The 23,258-nt window shown below is 34.2% G+C and carries 21 protein-coding genes and 1 CRISPR repeat array; all 21 genes read right to left on the reverse strand.

All coding sequences use genetic code 11. The annotated features are described in order from the left end of the window. Positions 1–4: 4 nt before the first annotated feature. Complete coding sequence (locus PYS62_RS05875) at positions 5–1,414, reverse strand: DEAD/DEAH box helicase (protein ID WP_156422991.1); 1,410 nt, start codon at positions 1,412–1,414, stop codon at positions 5–7. A gap of 155 nt (positions 1,415–1,569) precedes the next feature. Then, positions 1,570–2,106 (reverse strand): SNF2 helicase-associated domain-containing protein, encoded by a 537-nt coding sequence (locus PYS62_RS05880; RefSeq protein WP_066714614.1) that lies wholly within the window; start codon positions 2,104–2,106, stop codon positions 1,570–1,572. A gap of 125 nt (positions 2,107–2,231) precedes the next feature. After that, the gene (locus PYS62_RS05885) at positions 2,232–2,582 is read right to left on the reverse strand and encodes a hypothetical protein (RefSeq protein WP_156422989.1); all 351 of its coding nucleotides are present in this window, start codon (positions 2,580–2,582) and stop codon (positions 2,232–2,234) included. 365 nt (positions 2,583–2,947) lie between these two features. Further along, positions 2,948–3,379: direct repeats of the CRISPR family, unit length 36 nt; unit sequence GTTTTAGTCCTATTCAAAACTACATACCTCTAAAAC. An 87-nt stretch (positions 3,380–3,466) separates the two neighbouring features. Continuing rightward, entirely contained in the window at positions 3,467–4,147 is a 681-nt protein-coding gene (gene csn2 / locus PYS62_RS05890; RefSeq protein ID WP_082714316.1) for a type II-A CRISPR-associated protein Csn2, read from the reverse strand. Further along, positions 4,137–4,457, reverse strand: a complete 321-nt coding sequence (gene cas2, locus PYS62_RS05895) for a CRISPR-associated endonuclease Cas2 (RefSeq protein ID WP_315574172.1) — start codon at positions 4,455–4,457, stop codon at positions 4,137–4,139. Before cas2 ends, csn2 begins: the two co-directional genes overlap by 11 nt. A 4-nt stretch (positions 4,458–4,461) precedes the next feature. Continuing rightward, complete coding sequence (gene cas1 / locus PYS62_RS05900; protein WP_066713967.1) at positions 4,462–5,334, reverse strand: type II CRISPR-associated endonuclease Cas1; 873 nt, start codon at positions 5,332–5,334, stop codon at positions 4,462–4,464. Between the two features lie 17 nt (positions 5,335–5,351). Then, on the reverse strand, positions 5,352–9,560 hold the full coding sequence (gene cas9 / locus PYS62_RS05905) for a type II CRISPR RNA-guided endonuclease Cas9 (protein WP_066713970.1): 4,209 nt from the start codon (positions 9,558–9,560) through the stop codon (positions 5,352–5,354). A gap of 195 nt (positions 9,561–9,755) precedes the next feature. Further along, complete coding sequence (locus PYS62_RS05910) at positions 9,756–9,989, reverse strand: helix-turn-helix transcriptional regulator (protein WP_066713973.1); 234 nt, start codon at positions 9,987–9,989, stop codon at positions 9,756–9,758. Continuing rightward, complete coding sequence (locus tag PYS62_RS05915) at positions 9,986–10,636, reverse strand: GntR family transcriptional regulator (RefSeq protein ID WP_315574173.1); 651 nt, start codon at positions 10,634–10,636, stop codon at positions 9,986–9,988. Before PYS62_RS05915 ends, PYS62_RS05910 begins: the two co-directional genes overlap by 4 nt. A gap of 96 nt (positions 10,637–10,732) precedes the next feature. After that, entirely contained in the window at positions 10,733–11,002 is a 270-nt protein-coding gene (locus PYS62_RS05920) for a response regulator (RefSeq protein ID WP_066712234.1), read from the reverse strand. Positions 11,003–11,322: 320 nt separating this feature from the next. After that, entirely contained in the window at positions 11,323–12,057 is a 735-nt protein-coding gene (locus PYS62_RS05925; protein WP_066712232.1) for an MBL fold metallo-hydrolase, read from the reverse strand. Next, positions 12,051–13,571: a tripartite tricarboxylate transporter permease gene (locus tag PYS62_RS05930; RefSeq protein WP_066712230.1), complete on the reverse strand. Its 1,521-nt coding sequence runs from the start codon at positions 13,569–13,571 to the stop codon at positions 12,051–12,053. The genes PYS62_RS05925 and PYS62_RS05930 overlap by 7 nt, the downstream gene beginning before the upstream one ends. Before the next feature lie 10 nt (positions 13,572–13,581). Beyond that, positions 13,582–14,277 carry a tripartite tricarboxylate transporter TctB family protein gene (locus PYS62_RS05935; protein WP_066712228.1) on the reverse strand — a complete coding sequence of 232 codons (696 nt, stop codon included), beginning with the start codon at positions 14,275–14,277 and terminating at the stop codon, positions 13,582–13,584. Between the two features lie 35 nt (positions 14,278–14,312). Beyond that, positions 14,313–15,308 (reverse strand): Bug family tripartite tricarboxylate transporter substrate binding protein, encoded by a 996-nt coding sequence (locus PYS62_RS05940; protein ID WP_066712225.1) that lies wholly within the window; start codon positions 15,306–15,308, stop codon positions 14,313–14,315. Positions 15,309–15,344: 36 nt separating this feature from the next. Continuing rightward, complete coding sequence (locus PYS62_RS05945; protein ID WP_066712221.1) at positions 15,345–16,997, reverse strand: ABC transporter permease; 1,653 nt, start codon at positions 16,995–16,997, stop codon at positions 15,345–15,347. Beyond that, the gene (locus PYS62_RS05950; RefSeq protein WP_066712218.1) at positions 16,981–18,096 is read right to left on the reverse strand and encodes an ABC transporter ATP-binding protein; all 1,116 of its coding nucleotides are present in this window, start codon (positions 18,094–18,096) and stop codon (positions 16,981–16,983) included. Before PYS62_RS05950 ends, PYS62_RS05945 begins: the two co-directional genes overlap by 17 nt. A 70-nt stretch (positions 18,097–18,166) precedes the next feature. Continuing rightward, a complete protein-coding gene (locus PYS62_RS05955; protein ID WP_066712215.1) occupies positions 18,167–19,237 on the reverse strand; it encodes an extracellular solute-binding protein in 1,071 nt (356 codons plus the stop codon). A gap of 67 nt (positions 19,238–19,304) precedes the next feature. Then, positions 19,305–20,177: an HAD family hydrolase gene (locus tag PYS62_RS05960; protein ID WP_066712212.1), complete on the reverse strand. Its 873-nt coding sequence runs from the start codon at positions 20,175–20,177 to the stop codon at positions 19,305–19,307. A 38-nt stretch (positions 20,178–20,215) separates the two neighbouring features. Continuing rightward, entirely contained in the window at positions 20,216–21,055 is an 840-nt protein-coding gene (locus PYS62_RS05965; RefSeq protein WP_066712209.1) for an HAD family hydrolase, read from the reverse strand. Between the two features lie 277 nt (positions 21,056–21,332). Continuing rightward, positions 21,333–22,088 carry an IclR family transcriptional regulator gene (locus tag PYS62_RS05970; protein ID WP_066712207.1) on the reverse strand — a complete coding sequence of 252 codons (756 nt, stop codon included), beginning with the start codon at positions 22,086–22,088 and terminating at the stop codon, positions 21,333–21,335. A 78-nt stretch (positions 22,089–22,166) separates the two neighbouring features. Continuing rightward, positions 22,167–23,255 (reverse strand): mannonate dehydratase, encoded by a 1,089-nt coding sequence (locus tag PYS62_RS05975; protein WP_066712205.1) that lies wholly within the window; start codon positions 23,253–23,255, stop codon positions 22,167–22,169. Positions 23,256–23,258: the final 3 nt, after the last annotated feature.

Below are 23,258 nucleotides of genomic sequence, written 5' to 3' on the forward strand. Positions count from 1 at the left end.
CAGCTTATTCCTTTCTCAATGCGAAGAATTTACAGATTTCATCGTTACTTAACTCTGTCAAGTTCGGCGCTTTGTTTTCAGCAATGACACTGTCCGACAAATTCTTTTTGTTTTCTAAAAGTTCGTCAATCGCTATATCAACTGTTTGGCGACAAATAAAATAGTGAACAAGCACATCTTTCATTTGACCGATGCGATAAGCACGGTCTGTTGCTTGACGCTCAATTTGTGGATTCCACCAACGGTCAAAGTGAATCACATGGTTAGCACCTGTTAAATTCAAGCCAACGCCACCTGCTTTTAGGCTAATTAGCATGAAAGGATAATATTTATCGCCATTGAACTCATCTACCAATTTTTGCCTATCTTTAGCTTTCGTACCACCGTGCAAAACCAACGGCTCAATATTATTGTCACCCAATGATTTACACAAGAACTCAGCTAGATAAGGAATAATTTCTCTGTATTGTGTAAAAATTAAGACACGCTCACGAGCTTGATAAATTTCTTGCACCAGCTCTGCCAAGCGTAAAAATTTGCCACTCTCAGTAGCCTTATATTCTTCACTACCGCTATATTGGCTTGGATGATTGATAATTTGTTTCAAACTACCTAATGTAGCCAAAATCATGCCCCGGCGATCCATGCCTTTAAGCTTAGCAATTTTCTTGGCAAAGTCAGATACAACTTTGCGATACAAAGCAGCTTGCTTAGGCGCAAGATCAATATATTCCTTGCGCTCCAGTTTCTTAGGCAAATCCTCAATAATTGACTTATCTGTTTTCAGCCGGCGCATAATAAATGGTGATACTACCTGTCTAAGTTTTAGATAGCCATCTGTTGTTTCTTTTAAGTTACTAGCGTAATTTTGAAATTGCGTAGCTGATCCTAAAAGATCTGGCAAAATAAAGTCAAAAATAGAAAAGAGGTCCATCAGGTTATTCTTAATTGGTGTACCTGTTAAAGCTATTTTCATTCGGCCTTTCAAAGCTTTGACGGCTCTTGTTTGTTGAGTATTTATATTTTTGATTGCCTGCGCTTCGTCAAGGATTACGACATCCCATTTTTGGTCTAATAATTTTGCTTCTCGTTTCAATAATTCATAGCTTGTCAGAGTAATATATTCACCAATTTCTCGATTTTTCGCATGATAAGTAACAAATGGTGCGCTTGGAGCAAACTTTTTCAATTCTTCTTCCCAGTTAGCCAGCAATGAAATTGGCAGCTCAATTAATACTTTGTCTGCTTTTTGATAGTAACGCAAATTCTCTAAGTAAGCTATTATCTGTACAGTTTTGCCTAGACCCATATCGTCAACTAAAATTACACCCATGTTTAGCTTGTCCATTGCAAGTAACCATTTGTAACCTGCTAATTGATATGGCCTAAGTTCAGCCTTTACACTAAGGGGCAAGTCAAATGTTTTGTCTTTTTCCCGTAGTTTCTTAATGGCTTGTTGAAATAATTTTAATATACTTCTAAATCAAAGAACTTTTGACCTTTTCTAGCTAATTTAAGTGTTTCCATCAACGTCAAGCCGTCACTTGTTTCAGCTTCTAGTTCTTCAGATTAGGCAAGTAGATCTTTTAGCTTTTCGTGATTTATCTCAACCCAATTGCCCTTGCATAATCTAAGCCCCTCACTATATTTTAGGAATTCTTTGAGTTCTTTTTTGCTGAGCTTAAGGCCATCATACATAATCTCTGGTTGGAAAGCTAATAAACTATCTTGGCCAAATTTAGAGGCTGCTTGGACTTTCATCTGTAAGCTGCTATTTTTCTTATTTTTAGCCCACCAGTTAGGTATCTTGACTAGTATGCCAGCTTTAGCATAAAGTTCCAGTTCCTTTAAGAATTGATATGCTTCAGTTTGTGTAAAATAAATAGTTTGAAAGAGTTCACCGCTATGTAAAAGTTGCTTAATCAGGCTAGATTCTTTTTCTAGTTTGGCAATCGAACTGATTAATTCTAATATTTTCTTTTGCTCATTCCGATATTTGGTTAAGGCATGAGCAAGCGGATAATGATGGATTTGGCCAGCTTCTAGTTCACTATAGCTAGCCATGAAGGCAAAAGGATATTTAGAATTATTTTTTGTTTCAGCCAAATGAAAAAATATACGCTCAGGCGTTGTAAATTAAAGTTGTTTTTCACGGTAATATTCGCTGACTGATTTAGCATAGGTGCCCATTGCTTGTTGGAATTGAGACGTTAATTTGGCAAATTGTAAATCTAGCCACTCTTTAACCAAAATATCCTTATAGATAGAGCTATGTCGCCCTGCCAAAGTACACTCTCTAAATCTGCTTCCGTATATGTAAATTCCGCTTTTTCGCGCAAAAACTCAATATCGCGTGTCGCACACATATGTTTGTAAAAGAACATACTCAAGCGCATAAACAACTGCTCACTCAATTGAGTAGACTGGATAACTTCTCTACATTGCCACGGCATTTCATACCAAGCTTGGTATTTATCTGCTTGCCAGGCAACTAGCTCGTTTTCTTCACCTAGATATTGAAAACTTGTTTTGGTTATGATGAATTCGATGGTCGTATTCCCCTGCATCCTGTAATTACGCATAGGCGTTAAAAAGTGCGCCTAAGACATTGTTTTTGCATGATAGCAAATTTGAAGGCTATGTACAATATGCCGGCGTACATATTCAATTGCTTAAGCTGGTTATTTTGAGTGATGTTGTTTCATTTCTATTTAATCTTGAATATGCTAAAACGTAACTGACAGCGAGGTTGTTGCCTCTCTGTTAGCTACTCTTTATTTAGCTTTTTGATCTCTAGCCTTAGCTTTTCAATCTCTAGCTTTTTGAGTTGGACTTGCTGATAAAGTCCATAAGCTTTTTTGATTGATAGAACTGAGGCTATTATTTTCTCTAATAGGATGTCCCTCGCTTAAGCTAGGGGCATTTACCACTACAATAACGTTCTTTAGTTTTAGTCCTATTCAAAACTACATACCTCTAAAACTTGCGCGCACCAACATGCAAAACGGTTAGCGTTTTAGTCCTATTCAAAACTACATACCTCTAAAACTCGCCCGTCCGCTGTGCTTTGCTTTATACAGTTTTAGTCCTATTCAAAACTACATACCTCTAAAACCAGCGCAACTACTTCGTTATTAGCTAGTGAGTTTTAGTCCTATTCAAAACTACATACCTCTAAAACCAGCGCAACTACTTCGTTATTAGCTAGTGAGTTTTAGTCCTATTCAAAACTACATACCTCTAAAACGCTTTTGGCGGCGGTGACTATGTGGCAAGTGTTTTAGTCCTATTCAAAACTACATACCTCTAAAACTACAGGTAGTGCTGATACAGTGCTTAATTTGTTTTAGTCCTATTCAAAACTACATACCTCTAAAACTGTTTCTTAACAGGTATGCAAAGATTTCAAGGTACGTGTATATTATAACTCATTATTAAATCTAATTCATTTTTATTAGAAATGTCTCTAATATTCGCAAATATCAGGCTTAATTTCATAAAAATAATAATCTGCATCCATGCATAACTGATCCACGCCTTCAACTTTATGCGTTTCCAAACATAAGATATCAATTCCACTTAGAGAAACATATTCCTCAAGTTTAATAATCTCAGATTCACTCAAGTAAGACAAAGCATTAACTAATATTAATAATTTCTGCTTTCCTAAATAATTACTTACTTGGACAATTGATAATATTTTTTCAAAGATTGAATCTGCTTGACTCTCACATCTTATTTTTAGACTCGAAAGATATTTATCTAGTTGAAATTCATCTAAACTTAAATTAAGCTCATGATCAACTAACTCTTCGCATAATAAATCATACAAATCAAATAAAAGTTTTTCGATTTTAGTTTTTCTTTCATACGCTTGATTTAATTGATCCAACAAATCACTAACTACGCGTTTATGTAAAACATTCGAATTTAAATCATAAGCTAAAATATCTGTTATTAACTGTAACTCACTAACCTTTACTTCAGACATATCATCATAATATAGTCTAATATCTCCATCTTCTTCATATTGATAGAGCTTCTCAACCAATGTTGCAAAAGCGTGATGATCCTCCATAACAAGCACTGTCATATTTTCAATAACTAGAGGTTTATCAAGCAAATGAAAATTGAGATTAATCATCATTGTCACCTAATATTACTACCCGTTTGTCGCTATTAGCCACACTCATATCCGCATTACCGCACAAATAAATCATGCGCGCAAATTGTTTTTCCGTAACAGTCAAAATTGTTACATAGCCAGTTGGTGGCTTATTCCATTTAATCCGCTTGATTAAGCTATCTTTTACTGTATCATTGAGAAATATTTTGCTATAGATTGAAAATTGATGCATCAAAAATCCTTCTTTGAGCAAAAATTTACGAAATTCTCGATAAGCTTTTCGTTCAGTAGCTGTTGTCGTCGGTAAATCAAACATAATTAGTATTCTCATAAACCTATAGCTCATATCTAAACTCATCAATTTCAGTAATTTCTCGATTCAAAGCACGAATTATCCTACGCACGTAATCACTAATGATATTAGTTAAATAAGCATTTTTGTCATGATACTTGTAAGTGCGATTAAAAATATCCAAAATTCTCCGCTTAATATAAACGAATGATTCATGCCTATTCTCATAAACTATTTGGTCAACCAGCACACGAAATGGCTCCATCAAGTCACTTGCAAAATTAAACTGGTTAAATTGATTACAGTGATTTATACCTAATTGCGTAATACAACCATTTACTGCGATCTCTCTTGCTACCATACTAAGTAAAATACTATAGCCATAATTTAAGCCAGCATTAATATCCGTTAATTCACGTCTATGAAAATCTGCTCCGAACAAGCTTTTGAAATACATTTTCGCAATTTGTGCTTCGGTATTAACTGGATCGCTTACATTTACGTTAAGTATCAAGTCGTCAATAGCCTCTACTTTAGTTAATAAGTCATTACTCTTAAGCAAGGCGGACTGATTCGTCATTTTCTGTAAAAGTATTTGCTGTAAAACTTTGTCTTTGATTTCATTGTCCCACAATATCTGCTTTTCCAATTGCGCTGCACTATCATATCTTGAATATAATGCACTCAAATTAGCAATCGGCAGCGCTTTGTCATCACAAAATATAACTGCAATTTTTTCATCAATCAATCTTTTAATGAGCATCGTTGTCATAGTAATCATTGTGTTTTCAAGTATCAGTACATCAATTTCAGATAAATGAATTTGTTCCATTTTATCTGCACTTTGAAAGAGCAAATGATTATTGCGATAACTCAACTTTGAATGACAATTTACAACTAATGTCCGCCAAGCCATAATACTCACCCATTTAATTATTGATTATATTTGTACCTACTTTCACGCAATCCGCTTAATGACTGGAAAATAATAACAGGCTCCTTTTTCTCATTTATACTTTGGTATCTTATGCGATTTATTTCTAGCCCACTAAACTTAAATACGCAAGCAGATTTAGAATCCACTAAATGTAATAAGCTCAATAAAGCTTTGCCAATCTCAGCATAAATTTTTATTTTATTATCATCTTGGCATAAACTCTCCCGTAATTTATGATATTCTTCGCTAATTTTAGAGCTAACAATTTTTGGCGGCTCAGAATATTTATCTATAAATTTCATCATATGCTCAAATAATTTATCAAACTTTGCTTCTATATTATTCGTATTTTTGATAACTTTAGTCATTTCTTTTATACCAAAATCGTGTTTCTGCCATTCCTGTAAATGATGAAGTAAAGCCATCATATTCCTAGGTAAAAGCAACTGATTTGCTCTTACAAGTTCACACCTTTTTCCTGTCACGCCTGTAAGATATCTACGCTTTCCATCTTCATATTCAAGTAAAGTATATTTAAGTAACTTTTGTACCAACTTAGGTTCATCGAAGCCCTTAGCTTCAAGATATGTAACTGGATCTTGTTCAAATTTCTGTCTATCAACAATTGGTACTCCAATTAACTTGCGTTTTAATTTACTCTTAGCTTTATAATCAAATAATATGAAATACGCATTATTTACATTAGTAAATCCTCCGTACTGTTCAGTATTTTGCAAGACTTTTACCGATGATTTAAGCGATCTAGTACTACTTCCGCCATTTACCTTATTCTTTTGAATTGTTTCATTATAAAATTCACCACTTGCAGTTTCTGGATGTTTAACTATATTTACGCGGCACTTATCTAGTGTCCGTTCAACTACAAACAAACAATTAAACTGCGTATTTCCAAAGTAATCCATAATACCATTACTGTTGTTAAAACCGTTTTTCTTATACTTACTATAAGCTCCATATTTTAGCAAATCACTCAGATAGGCATTTTTATTTAACGTATTTGCAATAACTGCATTTAAGTACGCATCATGAGCATGGTGCATATCATTAAGCTCACGAACCTTATAAAAGCCGAATGTTTCGCGGAATTGATGACATAAACTGGCACGTGGTAAAAGTATATTTACTTTATCATTTGGATCAGAAATTAACCCATTAAACTTATTATCCAAATATCGAGCTACAAATTTTGTAATTTGTCTTGTTTCAACTAATTGACGCATAATAAAGCCTGCTTTGTCAGCTTCTGTAAATTCAGTTTTCATCAAATTGGTATATTTCTCCAAACTTATTTTATCTTGTTGCAATAATACACGCCAAAATCCGCACTGATTTTCAATGATATTATGATCTAGCGCACCAGTTCGCTTATCCATATTCATTTTTTTAGCCGTCAATACTTTATTGTCTAGTGAATCATCATATTTGAAACTCTTAGGAATAATATGATCAATATCATACGAATGGAGCTCTGACAAGTTTATTTCCTTGCCAGTATACATATCCCTGCCGTTCTGTAAAAAATAAAGGTAAAGAGCATCATTTGCCAATGCTTTTTTATTTTTTTCGTATGTCTTCAACACTCTATATAAATCTTCTAGAGCAGCATCTTTTTTTAACATTTTCTCCAATTTCGAATATCTTGTATCTGCAATTTTTCCCTTTTCACCATCTTCCCTTGGCATTTCAATGACAATATTTTTAGGTAGATATCCCATTATCTCGACTAATTCATCAACTAATCTAATTGTCAAACGGATGCCACGTCTTATGCTCGGACTAACATATAAATCATCTAAGAATTCATCTAGTGATAGGTCTTCCAAATGTGTATTCTGTTCACGATCAATTTGCCCTTTAAATGCCAAACGTGAATCATTAACAAGTTGCATTAGATTACGATTGGGATTATTTCGACCGTAATAAGCTTCCTTATCATCTTCAATCAAATAATCCAAAATAGTCTTACAATTTTTATCACGAATACCGTTAATCAATTTAGCTGAAACATTACCAAAGCCTTTATAATGCTTAGTACTTAACACCTTAGCCAATTTCTCAGCAGAAAGTGAGAACTTATTTATCAAATCTTTGTTTTGACACAATAGTTCTTTTAATCGTACCAAGCGAATATCCTTATCTTCAAAAATTGTCAAAATGCTTATTATATCTTCACACAACGGTTTTCCTTCTTCGTCAGCAATTAATTGCTCCATGCCATTAATCTTTTTAAGATCATGATATGTTGAATATTTTGCATTAAATTTAGCTTTTATACCTATAATTTCAGTTTCTTTCACTTTCTCTTTTAATTTACATACATTATTTAGGCATTTACATAAATCTGTTTTCGTTACTTCTCTTTTGGTTTTAAACAGCTTTTCAAATATGTTTAACTTCTCTTCTGATGAAAAATTGTTTTTTTTACCTGTTGAATCTATATATGCAACTTTGGTCAGTTCGTTAAAAATACAATATTCTTGATACAATAAACTAGCTTTGGGTAGTACACGCTCATTGGGTAAGTAAACGTCCTTACCAATCAACCGTTCCATAAATTTTTCAGCTGTTTTATGTTTATCAACTACTCCGTCAAAATTGGTTGGCGTAATTTTTTGTACTTGACCTTCTTTTCGTACAAGCCATGCAAATCTACTGTACTTTTTATTAACAAGCGGTCCTACATAATAAGGTATACGGAAACTTAACAATTGCAGCAATTCATCTTTATGCTCATTAAGAAAAGGATAAAATTTAGCCTGTTTGTCCAAAATTGCTTCCATTTCTTGTCTCTGAATTTGATTAGGAATACTTGCATTATCAGTTGACCTTAAATTCTTAAGGAAGCAAGATTTATTCACTCTTTCTTCTATGGATGTTATCATTTTCAAAATATCGTTTATTTGCTTATCTTCAGCCTCTGTATTTTTATCCTCTAGAATCTTTTTCATGTCCTTTAGTTGCTTCTTCAAAGCTTGCTCATGCGTTATTTTTTTATTTATCCCATTCAACTTGCCTTCTTTTTTATCTACTTTCTTTCTAAAAGAATCAATATCATCCGCTGTAAGTATTATCATTTCTAAATCTTTACAACCATTAGAGCGCTTAAACTTATTGAACTCTTTAATCAATTTTTTATATGCTTTAAGATCTTTTTCGTGTTGATTGTACAAACTAACCATATTACTGGATAATTTTGCTGGACTATCTATATTAAGATCAACTAATCTATTAAACATGATATAGTCATATGCTTTACGACACGCAAGTAGCAAATTAGCAATATTTTCATTGCCAGACTGAATAACATCAATAACATCCACGTAATCATCACTCTTAAAGGAAATAAATAATTCAGAATCTAACTCCGAAGCAAATTTATTAGCTTTAACAGTATGTCCGCAAATTATCTTACAACAATTGCTGAACAAATCATTTTTCTTTTTATTTTGCTCTTTAAATATGACATGTTCATCGGCAAAGTTCTCTAGTCCTTGCTCAATTTCAGAAATATCTTCATTTTTTATAATGCTATTAAGACTTTGTTTGTCTACTTCTTCAAATTCCAAATCAACATCTTCAGCGTTAATAGTCATACATAATTCAACGACCTCTTCATAAATACCTGCAAAATCATTTTTTAGGTCATCAATATTGCCTTCAAATAAAAAGTTTCCTCTACTCTTTAATATGTGTGCTAATGCTAAATAAACTAAACGAATATCCTGTTTCTTTGATGATTCAATCAAATCTTTACGCAAATGATAAATAGTCGGATATCTACGATAATAATCTTTTTCTTCCTTCTCAGTATCGAATATCTGATATTTACCGTACTTCTTGTCCTTAGGGTTTAAAAAGCTCTCATTCAGCTTATCAAAGAAATTTGGTGCTTTATCATTAATTATTTCAGAAAAAATTTGCTTTAACCTATCTAGTCTATATTTTCTCCGTCTAAGTCTTCGTCTAAGTCCACGTTTACTTCTAGCATCGGCTGCTGATGTAGTCTTATCTGAGTTACCACTATACAATAAGCTACCCCAAAGATCACGTTTAACAGATTTCTTATCTGTATTTCCCTTAATTGTCATATTACGCTTTAATAATTTTAAATTATCATCAATTATCGCCCAGCCAACTGAATTCGTGCCGATATCTAAACCAATCGTGTAATCTTTTTTTGCCATACTCACAACTCCTAACTAGTAATAGTTATGATTATATGTTACACTATTGGTAACCTAAAGCAAATCAAAATACTTTAGTCCTATTCAAAACTATATACCGAATTAAAATAAGGTATATCCGTAAACAACTGGTTCATCCAGTGGGCGCTGGTTCGGCGCCATTTTTATTTTCTAATTTAATTAAATAAAACCAATTCAAACTATGTTTCTCTGCCTAAATACTTGAGGACTTACATTAAATGTTTGCTTAAAAACGCGCGAAAAATAAAGCGCATTTGCATAACCAACTTCCTTCGCAATATCTTTAATTAGCCAGTCAGTTCCCAATAACAACTCCCTAGCTTTTTCCATACGCAAATTAGTTATATATTCCATAGGATTTACATTTGTGTATTGTTTAAATAACTGACTGAAATAAGATCTACTCAAATTTGATGCCCCCTATCTGGCACAAAACTCATAATATATTCAGAAGCATGTTGTAAATGTTCCTTTACACGGCTATAAATCAAAGTATTATCACGGCTACGCATCGCACTTACAATCGCCTGATGCTCACGCACAGCTAATTCACGGCGCTCAGAATTTTGTTCAAAAGACATTGTTCTAAAATGTTGCAAGTATTCCTGAATCCCATCCTGTAGCAATCTAAGCCTCGGCATAGCGCAGAATTGATTAATTCTGGCATTAAATTTGCTTGATAATTTGTAAAGCTGATGATAATCATTCGGATTATTTTGAATAGCGGCCAAAGCATCAGAATTAATCTTATCCAATTCAGCAAAATCAGCTTCTGTCATTTTGGCTGCCGCCTCACAAGCAGCTAATGATTCCAAAGCAATTCTGATTTTGAAAATTTCTTGAATATCTTCTTTCGTCACAACCTTGATGAAATAGCCCCAATTTTTGCTATAGTCAAGCAAGCCTTCATCATAAATAGCTTGCAAGGCACGGTGAACTGGCGTGCGCGACACAAACAAGTCATCAGCAATCTTCTTTTCATTCAGCCGCATACCAATCGGCCAAGCACCGCTAATAATCTTGCTTCTGATTTGGACATATATACTATCTGACAACAAATCATTTTTTGTGTTGCTTTACGGTACATCGTGCCTTAACTCTTGAGGCCAACTCTTTAGCATCAAAAGGCTTTGTGACGTAATCATCTGCCCCTAATTCAATCCGCTTATTTTATTAAGACGTGTATCTAAAGCCGTCAAGATTATGACAGGCAAAGTTGGATTGATTGTTTTCAATTGCTCTAATACATCATATCCGCTCTTGTCAGGTAGCATAAGATCAAGCAGCACGATATCTACTGGATTGTTATTAAATTGCACTAACGCTTCTTCAGCAGTTTCTGCCCCGATCGTATCATATCCCTCATTTCGTAAGGCACGAAAAATAAGATGCAAAATATCACTTTCATCATCTACAACCAAAACTAGATTTTTTACCTCGTGTTGCTTTCTTTAAGATCAGAATATACATACTTATGTATAGCTATAACTCTTCGGTTAAGTATAATCTAAAAAAACATCTTCAGTAAGTATGATAACTAAGTTTTATCTCATAATCAAAAATTCGACATCGACGTACATCGCAAAAGATGTCAACAAAATTTCTAATCCGTATACGTCCATGGCCTATACACGCTAACTCTAATACACAAAGAACTCGTAATCGCAAAAAAGCCTCGCTCACGCTAGCAAGGCTTGGCATAAACGAGACCCAGAAAACAAGTTACCTAAATAGAAACAAATCACAAACATACCCATGAATTTACATCTGCTAAATTTGTATCCTTAAAAATTTTAATTGCTGTTTTTTTAATATGGAGCTTCACATTATCTCCTACTGGTAAATGACACAATAATAATTTTTTGGCATTTGTTTTTTTAGCCAAGGTGGCGGCATCCCCAGCTGTCGAATGTCCGCCATCAATAAGTTTTTCACGCTCGAGATCTGTCCCACCTGCTTCATGAATCAATACATCCGCATCCATAAAACTCTGAGGAGCATATGCAAATGGTCTTGTATCAGAAGTATATACTAGTTTCTTACCAGCATATCTAAAGACATAGGAACGCGAGTATTCAGTATGATTGCTCTTTACTGCTTCAACAAATATGTCTCCTATTTTTAATTCATCATCATTATTAATGGCAATTGGAAATATGTCTTTTTTACCTCTAATACCAAAAATATCAATCAAATTATTTACAATTTCATTCATGCCTATATGGCAATAAATATTCAACTGTCGCTTTCTCTTCATTAACCACATTTGATGTAATAAAGAAGGAAGAGCATAAAGATGATCAATATGTTCGTGCGTAAACAATACAGCATCCACATCAAAATCTACAGCTTCAGCTATATTTACAGATGTATCTATAAGCAAATGTGTTCCATCAGAACCGATTAGCAATGAGGTATTGCCGCTTTTTACTTCTTGAAGCGAATTATTAACACCTAGAAATTTATACTTCAGCATTTTTTAGCCTTTCTATTTTTTATGGCAGTTGAAACTATTACAAAAATAACAAGTGCTATAAAAAGCATACATATCGGTGAAGTATAAAATCTTTCAAATGTACCGCCGCCTAATTTAATACCTTTTCTAAATTGTTCTTCAAACATCTTTCCTAAAATCAAGCCTAAAACTATTGGTGCAATTGGATAGTCATTAATTTTCAAATAATAGCCAAAAATACCCATAACCAATGATGTTCCTAGGAAATAAACTCCTTTAGATACTGATGAACCAGCTAATGCATATGGTCCCACAAAAGAAAGAATCAATACAATTGGCATCAATACGCTCTGAGAAATCAATAATACCTTTGGATATATTCTTATTCCTGCAAATTGAAAAACGCCCATAAAAATATTAGATATTAACAAAGTAACAAAAATGGAATAAACAAGCGGCATATTTTGTGAAAACAAAGAGAAACCAGGGGTAACACCGTTTATTAACAAAGCACCAATAAGGACAGCTGTGGCAGAATCGCCTGGTATACCCAAGCTAAGAGCTGGTATTAGCGCACCACCTGTAACGGCGTTATTGGCAACTTCAGGTGCGAACACTCCCTCAAGACATCCTGTACCAGGCATATCTAATTTACCTTTGCTTTTTGCACAAATTCCCTGTGCAGCATTTCTACTCATAAATACAGCTATTGACGCACCTGTCCCAGGTACGGCACCAATCAATGTACCTATGCCCAATGAAGATAAAATTATTTTCCACATCGAAGTTATTTTCTTAAATGGAGGTATGACTTTACCTATGTCTGTACATACTTCTTTTTTCTCATTTTTAACTATATTTTTAATTTCAAAAAACACCTGGCTAACACCGTATAACCCAATCAATACAGAAGTCATATCCAAGCCACTAGCAAGAGGTGTTTTACTCAAAAGCGTAGTAAAAGGAATTCTTAAGGCTCCTGACATAGGATCAGGTCCTAAGAAAGCAAGCACAAACCCAACAGCACCCATAAGCAAACCTTTTAACAAACTCTTGCCTGAAACAGCTGCAATAATTATGATACCAACAAGTGACAAAGTACATTTTTCTGCAGGTCCAAAAGCAAGTGTCATTTTGGCAACTAATGGACTAAAGAAAATCAAGAAAATTTCGGAACCCAATCCACCTATAACCGAAGCAATAATTACTCCACCCAAAGCCTGTCCCGCAAGACCTTTTTTGGTCATTAGTAAACCATCCTCAACAGTAGCGATGGCATTAGGATTGCCAGGAATTCCTAACAATACAGCTGGTATTGAAGCGCCGCATACAGCGCCACAATAAACTGCCAATAACAATCCAATTCCTGTGGCTGTATCCAGCTGGTAAGAAATTGGAATGACCAATGCGATACCCATTGTTGCCGTCAACCCGGGAAGTGCGCCAAGAATAATCCCTAAAACAGATCCAAATGCACACCATAAAAATGTCGACAAATGTAAAACTAAGTTTAGTCCCTCTACAAATTCATTCATCGTTTAACTCCTAAAAGTTCAAAATCCCAACTGCTAAATTTACGTTAAAGAACTGTTTAAATACAACATAAATAACTAAAACACAAGTAAACGTAATCAATAATGATTTAGATACAACATAATAGCCACGATTATTAATCATTTTGCATATAGTAGCTTTTACAATTAAAGTAAATGCAAAAACAAATAGCAACGAAATAACAGCTTGTATCGAGCCATTAGCAAAAATGATAGGGATACAACCGACTCGTGTCAGTCTAAAAATCAGCCTAGTCAAACTTCTCATCAACACATAGACTACCGATGTACTTAATGTCGTTGCAACAATTCCGTATAAAAATTGCCTATAATTCGTTTGCTCTAATGTTGTATATAAATGTTCAAGAATATAAAGTAGCATGGCTGTACAAATAATAAAACCAATATACCTTAGGCTAAACACATATAGTACAGTTGATATAATCGTTATAGAAAAATACTTTCTAGTTAACGCATCATTCTGTATAGATGAAATGCGTTCCCGCCAAGCAACCCAGCCAAAGCCAAGACACATAAACATAGCCATAATCAGCGGCAAAATTTTCCCACCAGGATCTCCGCCTACAGCATCAGCAGCTAAAACCGTATCCTTACTGGTAATAACATATAGCAAATATGCAACAGACAGTAAGCAAGCAACTAAAGGAAAACTTAACTTTAATTTCACAATACACCTCTTAATATACACACATGATTAGCTCTCTATTTAGCGTACACACCTTTCGCTAATCCTGTTGATTTAATAATTGGCTTCAGTGATTCAACTAATTTATCATTAAACAACTTAAACTCATTTAATTTACTAAACTCATCAAGTAAACCTTGCTCAGACATGAACTTTTGAAATTTTTCAGTCTTATATGCTTTTTCGATAATATCTGCCAAATACTGTTTAACATTATCATTTACTCCTTGTGGTACACAAATACCTCTAAAGCAGCCACTCGGAATATCCAACTTTTCATAACCAGCCTCTGCCAAATTAGGTACATCTGATAATTCTTTAATTACAGAATGACCTTTGCCAAAAAATACTAATGGTCTCAATCCCTCAAGATTAGCTATAACCTCAGATTGTGAAAAAATACCAGCATCACAATGTCCACCCAATACAGCAGGTATAAGTTCCGCTCCGCCATTAAATGCTACAACATTAAATGGTGTATCTAACACATTATTAAGTCCATAAGCTACAATACCTGTCGTTGCTGTAGCGCCAGCATTTCCCAAAGTTAGTTGTCCTTTTTTCTCTTGAGCTGCTTTAATCAAATCCGCTAAGCTTCCATAATTTGATTGCTTATTCACAGCTAATACAAATGGTTCAACATTCAAGCCAGCAATATAATCTAACTTATTAAATCCTTCTGTATATCCTGTCATTGTTCCACACGCAACATATGTACCATACATAAGTAAAGTATATCCGTCAGCTTCCGAATCAATGACCTGATTGGTACCAGTTCCTGTTGAACCACCAGTCACATTTTCAACAATTATATTGCTTTTGCCAGATACTTCTTTCATAGCTTCTACTAAAGCTCTAGCCTGTGTATCAGTTCCGCCACCTGCAGACTGAGGAACTATCAATGTTATTGTTTTTTCCGGATCTGGAAACTCACTACTACTTGAACTTTTACTACATGCAGTTAAACTGCACAGTAAGCTAGCAGTTAAAATTAAAGATATAACTTTTTTCATAATTATTCTCCCTATAAGCAATAAATATAAATATTTTTACAAACTAATATCGTCCGATTTTGTCAGACTAAAGAACAATAAAATGGAAACAATCATTGTCACGGTCAAAATTGTTGAAAGAGCAGCCGCTGTACCATAACCACCTCTACTAATTTCTTGAAAAATAGTTACAGTCATGGTCTGTGTTTTACCCGTATACAACATCAAAGTTGACGACAATTCATTCAAAATAGTAATCCACGATAAGATCGCACCAGAAACTATGCCTGGAATCATTACCTGCATCGTAATATTAAAGAATGTGGACATAGGCCCATAGCCCAAACTTGCAGATGCCTCGTCAATATTAGGATTAATTTGTCTTAGTATAGCTGCACTTGATCGCACGGTATAAGGCATTCTTCTAATTATGTAAGAGATGATGATTATCGTTGCAGTTCCTGATAATACGATCGATCCCTTGTTATAACTCATAAGCAAAAGTAAACCAAAAATTGTACCCGGTATAACGTATGGAAACATGATAAACGTATCAAGTATCTTAGACAAAATTCCTGGTTTTCTTACAGTAAGATAAGCAAATAATGTTCCTAAAATTACTACAACAATGATAGCGATTATACCAAACTTGAATGTATTGGTAATAGAGAACAAGGATTTGGTAAAAACTGTTATATAACTATTCAAGCTATAACCTTCAGCCCACATAACACCCTTTGTGTTTCTAAACGAAATAAAAATAATATAGATCTGCGGTAAAATAGCAATAAACGCAACAGTATAAACATAAAGGTGAGCCAAAATATTTGCTATACCTTTCAATTGTTTTGGTTGAGGAGGATTAAGTGTACTCATAGTATAATTTTTTCGATTAGAGATATATTGCTGAATACCAAAAACAATCGCTGCTATGAAAATCATTACCATGGCTACAGCAGATGCGAAAAATGCATTAGCTCCTGTCTCACTAACATACTCTTGATAAACAATAACAGGTAACGTCATATATCCTTCACCGATTAAGCGTGGTGTACCATAGTCAGCAAAAGCACGTAAAAACACAATCGTTGCACCCGCTAAAATTGTTGGCATAACTAAAGGTAAATTAACTTTAAATACCTTATGTAAGCCATGGTAACCCAAACTCTCGGCAGCTTCTCCAAGTGAAGCATCAATTTTCTTTAAAGCTCCTTTTGTATACATATAGATATAAGGGAATAACTTCGTCACAAATACTAGTAAAATACCACCAAATCCATATATATTAGGCATACCAATGCCAAAGTTTCTTTCCAAGAATTGAGTAACTTCACCAGAACGGCCAAACATCAATATCCAGGAATAAGCGCCTAAGAAAGGAGGTGATAACATAGATATAATGACGATTATATTGACCAATTTATTCGCCTTAATTTTGAACATCGTAGTTATATAGGCTAATGGAACACCAACCAAAATAACTATTATCATAGCCGCTGTCACAACTTTAACACTATTTAATAAAGCTCCGACATAATACGGCTTCGTAATAAACCTAACAAAGTTATCTAGTGAAATAGAACCAGTTTCAGCTGAAGTTAACGCATAAATCATCATTCTAATGATAGGTATAACCAAAAACATTCCGAAGAAGATCAACGAAAACAATCCAACCAAGGTCCAGAAATCAATCCTAAGCTTGTTTTTCATTTGCTCCTCCTAAAATTAAAGTGGTTAGTGTCGATTGATCAAATAAATTAATCTTCGTTCGCTTCAAATCTAAATATATTTCCTCGCCCACATCATAAACATGCTCTAAGGAACTTATATCAATCGTCATCTCTATGTCATGAGAAATTCCTACATCTAAAACATACTGCATATACTTGCCTAAGAAGCGCTTAACAACAATTTTAGCATGCATACATTGATCTGAATTATTACGGATAATGAATTCTTCTGGACGTACATACACCAAAACTTTTTTGCCAACTTTGCATTGTACAACATTAGAAATCTCTGTCACTAAACCTGTTTCTAATTTAACAGTTGCAACATTATTATCGTAAGCAATAACCTCAGCATCAAAACTATTACTCTGACCAATAAAATTAGCAACAAAAGTGTTATATGGTCGTGTATATATCGTTGTTGGACTAGCAACTTGTTGAATCACACCTTTTTTCATTACAGCGATACGATCAGATACAGATAAAGCTTCCTCTTGATCATGTGTAACATAAACTGTAGTTATACCTATCTTCTTTTGTATATCAGAAATAGCCTCACGCATCTCTACTCTTAACTTAGCATCAAGATTTGATAATGGCTCATCCATAAGCAATACTTGTGGATTAACCACAATAGCTCTTGCTAATGCAACTCGTTGTTGCTGACCTCCAGACAATTTATTTGGGTAACGATCTTGATACTGTTCAATTTGCACGACCTTCATGATTTTTTGAACACGGCTTTTGATTTCTTCCTTACTTAAGTTCTTATTCTTTAAACCATACTCAATATTCTGATATACTGTCATATTTGGGAAGATAGCATAATTTTGAAAAACCATGCCAAAGTTACGCTTATAAACAGGCAAATCATTAATAACTTTATCATCAAACGAAATTGTTCCATCTTCTACTGTATTAAAGCCCGCTATCATTCTTAGCAAAGTCGTTTTGCCACAACCTGATGGTCCAAGTAAGGTAAACAATTCACCTGCTTTGATAGATAAAGACAAATTTGGTATTACCACATTGTCTTCATATTTTTTCATAACATCCTTAATCTGAATTGCAACAGCCATCTATTCATCTACCCTTTCTCTTAAACTAACAGCTTATTCCTATAAGGAATAAGCTGTTGAGTTATGCTAATCATTTAGCATCTACAACAATTGCTTGGAACTTAGCCTTAACTTCCTTTGATTTAACATTAGGATAAGCAACTGCTTTTAGCTCCTCTGTTTTTAGCCTTCCCTTAGTTGTCAATTCGACATCTTTTCTCACTGGACGTGTATTTACAACTTTTTCAGTAATTGATTGGCATTCTTTAGAAACAACAAAATCAATAAATTTCTTAGCATTTTCTGAATTTTTACCATTTTTAATCAAAGCAATATTACTTGTACGTAATGTAACACCTTCTTTAGGATAAACAGCATACACATCCGCTCCTTGATTCATGTAAGAAATAGTCTTATCCTCATTACAAATACCTACAGGATACTCCCCTTCTACAACAGACTTATATGCACCTGAAGATCCAGAAGAAAACTTATGATCCAAGTTAGCTACAAACTTGCTAACATAATCATATCCACTGTTCACATCATCACCTGTTTTCATTGCGGCTAACATATTAACAACAGCTTCTAAAGCAGACCCTGAATCAGCCGGATTAGCAAAAGCTATTTTTCCTTTTAACTTTTCGTCAAGTAATGAAGCCCAACCATCTACTTCAACACCTAAATCTTTTATCAACTTCTTATTAACAATAATTGAATTGACTGTAATATATGTAGGTGTGTATAAATTACCTTCTGGTATAAACTCGCTATGAATATTCTCAAGTTCGCTACTCTTATAGGGTTCTAAGCACTCTTTAATACTATTGTATATAGTGGCACCACCACCCATCATAACATCACCGTATGGAGCATCTTTTTCAGCCTTTATACGGCTTGCCATTTCACCAGTACCAGCACTAACAATTTCAACTTTTATATTAGGATATTTTTTATTAAACTCTCCAACAACACACTCATATTCTGCTGCACTTGTTGATGTGTACAAAACTAAACTATCCTTCGAACCATTAGCAGCTTCGGAACCTTTAGTTTGGCCTTTCTCATTCCCCTTATTAGTTGCAGTATTACATGCAACTAATGAAAAACTCATAAAAACAGCTAAGCCAGATGAAATGACTCGCTTTAAGTTCTTTTTCATAAAACCCTCCCTTTTATTTATTAACTAGACTTTCTGACTAATTAACAAAATTGCAAATTAATAGCTACTAAATCGTTGGCCATGGTAAAACATCAGGTAATGCATTTTCAAAATCAACTAATATATTCTGATAATAGCTATCTAGATATTTACCATTTAAGAAAACATTCAACGTTTCGTTATAAAAGCATTTCCACGAATCAACTTCTTTTCCTGGACAAATCGGATAAAAATTAGCTTTACTTGCCATTGCGGCAACTTTATCTCCCCATGCATCACCAATCATCAAAATATTTTCAGGATTATACACTTTGCTCAACTGGCTAATACACTCTTTCTTTGTACCTGCATCCTGCCCACATAACAAAGTAACATATTGCAACAAATTATGTTCTGTCCACTCTCTTTCCAATGCATCAGTTGCTGTAGCAGAAACAATCACAATATCTGCTTTTTGGCTTGCTTTAGCTAAAGACTCCCTCGCAAAAGGAAAAGGCGGGATATTGTAAACCATTTCTTTTATTCTTTGGTTACAATTAATTGACCACTCATAAGCTCTTTGCATAACCGGATCGCTCTTACCTAATTCTGCTAAAACACTGTTATTAACAGTCTTACCACTAGAAACCAAAGCCTCGAAGGAAGCAATATCTGGATACTGAAAGTCATATCCAATCAAATCAGCTCTATGCTTTAGCCAACAAAATGTTTTACATAATTCTATAAAGCGAGACTGTCCACGATATATAGAATATAAATTGCCGAATTCCCATACTTCACGTACGTACTTACTAATAGCCTGTAATCCCCATGTTTGGATTGTCGCCGGACAAAAGCATTCTTTATGCTTTATCTCCATCGTATCAAACATACAGCCATCGGAATCAACACAAATTAAAAAATTATGTTTTGCTTGGTAATCATCAAATGTCTTATACATATATTCGCCTCTAGTTAAGAATCAAATCCATTAACCTATCAATCTAAAATAAACTTTTCAATAGCCAAAGCTACTCCATTATCTTGATTACTTGCTGTAACATAATCAGATATTTTCTTAACCTCATCACTTGCATTTCCAACAGCTACACCTAGTTTAGATTTTCTGAGTAAATCACTATCTAACTCACTATCGCCAATGCTCATAACATCTGCAAAACTGATTCCCAATCTCTCGAATAGGACTTCAAGGGCCTGCGCTCTGTCCAATCTTGATGGAAAGCATTGAATATCTGGTGCTTTACTGCCAAAAATTCTTGCAAACCCTAAACCTTCTATTTGTTTTTTCAATGACATAAATCTATCTGGTTTAATATCGTAAAAATTCAGTTTCTCGATTCCATAACCATTTTTAGAAAAATATTCTGCTAAATTAGCTTGTGCAATTGGACGTTTAGCGCCGACGTACCATACATGATGCGGAGGTACCTTAAAATCATAAACATGACTTGCAACATCTGCCTCTAAAAATATTTTCCCTTCGGCCGCAATTTCGCAATAAATGCCTTCACCTTCAAATAGTTTCATAATTGTTGAAGACTCATCTGGTGTAAAAGTAAACTGATAAATAATTTCATCATTAAGTCGGTCAATTACGCGCGCACCATTAGATGTTACCCAATACCTAATATCCTTTATTTCATCAATTTGCGGAGGAAACATGTCAGCATTTCTTCCTGTAGATGGAATAATAATAATCCCACTATCTACGCAACGTTTTATTGCTTCGATATTTTTAAGTGAAATAAAAACCTGATCGTTTTGAAGTAAAGTTCCATCAAAATCAAGTAAAATAGCTTTAATCCCGTAACGATTCATTATAGACAGCTCCTCCGTAGCCAGCATTCGCATATGTTATTTATTTATAGATAAAGTGTTATGCTTTATGCACGTATCTTAGCAATTATTTTGGAACGTGTCAATAAATTGTTTATTATTTCTCACTTAATCGTCGATTAGCAGATTTTTCTTGTCATTATGCACAAAATTAATTCAATATAGATATTCTAAGTTCAATGTAAAATTCAATAAAGAAAAATAGCAATCTTACCAAATGATAAGATTGCTATGAAATTGACTATTCTAAATGCTTAATCTAAATTAAGCCAAGCCCTCGCGATATTTCATTGGACGTTCGTAAAAGTGACAACGCATAACGATGATACGCTTGCTCTGGCAAACGACTAGACAGAGAGGAAATGCTTATAGCCGCGCAAATATGTCGTTTGGCATCGTATATTGGTACCCCGATACAAGTTATTCCCGCTTCATTTTCTTCTATATCAAAAGCATATCCTCTTTTACGGCTAAGATCTATTTCAGTTAAAAAATCATCAAGTGTTAAAATTGTATTCTTTGTCCTCGCAACAATATTCATTGTGCTCCACAACGCTTTAATCTCCTTATCGCTGGTATTAAACAATATCGCCTTGCCAACGGCAGTACAATAAAGAGGTGCTGTACTACCGATTTTAGAGCCCATTAAAGCCGTATTTGAGTCAGAATTTTTCTTATCAACATATACTATCTCATTGCCATTCCTAATTACTAAATGTACAACTTCACCTATCTTTTCGGCTAGTTGTGCTAAAAAAGGATGTGCAACATCTTCTAATCTTGTATTCGCAAAATACTTCGCTCCTAACGCGTAAAGCTTAACTCCAAGATGATATCTTCCATCTTCTAACTGCTCTACATAATTATTCTCAACTAAAGAACTCGTAAGACGATATACTGTGCTTTTATGCAAATTAGTAATTTTACCAATTTCAGAAATTCCAATGCCCTTCTCATGCACTGCTATAGTCTCTAAAATAGATAATGCACGATCAAGGGACTGCACGTTACTCATTTAGACTCACCTTTTCGTCAAACATAATAATTATCACCACATACTATAGTCCTACATTTAAAATAAAATTTCAATTAACTAATTAACTTTTAATCTTTCGTCTTTAGTCTTATATAGAGCTTCGCGTAATCCATCCAAATATACAAGCCCCAAAGCTCTGTCATACAAGCCATACCCTGCACGACCCTTTTCTCCCCAAATCATCCTGCCATGATCTGGTCTAATATATCCGTCAAAATTATTATCCACCAACACCTTCATAATAGAATATATATCTAACGAACCAGCATCTGTACTATGTGCAGATTCGTAAAATTTATGCTCACCCTCAAATTTTATGTTTCTAACATGAAGTGCACTTATTCTGTTTCTCTTAACAAAATATTCCACTATTTCAGGCACATTATTTTTAGGATCTGATCCAATGGATCCCGTACATAAGCATAAAGTATTACTTGGCGAATCTACCATATTTACTATTCTTGATAATTGCTCAAAATTATGAGTTATACGAGGTATTCCAAAAATAGGCCAAGCTGGATCATCCGGATGGACTGCTAGACGAATTCCAACTTCTTCACATGTTGGAATAACTGCCTCAAGAAAATATTTGTAATTAGCAAACAGTTGTTCTTCTGTTACATTGCGATATTGCTCAATAACATCGTTAAGTTTAGAAAGTCTATCTGGCTCCCACCCAGGCAAAGTCAAGTCACCAGCCCCTGATAAAATTTTCTGAGCAAAGTCACTTGGGCTCACACCTATCAAATCCTTCTCGTCATAAGATAATGTATTTGAACCATCCGGTAATTCATAAGCTAAATCAGTTTTAACCCAATCAAACACAGGCATAAAATTGTAAATAACAACTTTAACCCCGCATTCTGCAACATTACGTATAGATTGTTTGAAATTTTCTATATATTTATCTCTTGTCGGAAGACCTAATTTAATGTCTTCATGAACATTAATTGACTCAATAACCTCATATTCAAGTCCAACGTTATGAACTTTATCAACCATTTTCTTAAAAAAGTCTTTATCCCACACCTCACCAGCGGCAAATTCATCATGCATTCCCATTATACCTGAGCACCCAGGTATCTGTTTTATAAATGGCAAAGTAATTGGATCATTATTTCCATACCATCTTATTGTAAATTTCATAAA

This window comes from Amygdalobacter nucleatus (genome assembly GCF_029167365.1).
Lineage (GTDB): Bacteria > Bacillota > Clostridia > Saccharofermentanales > Fastidiosipilaceae > Amygdalobacter > Amygdalobacter nucleatus.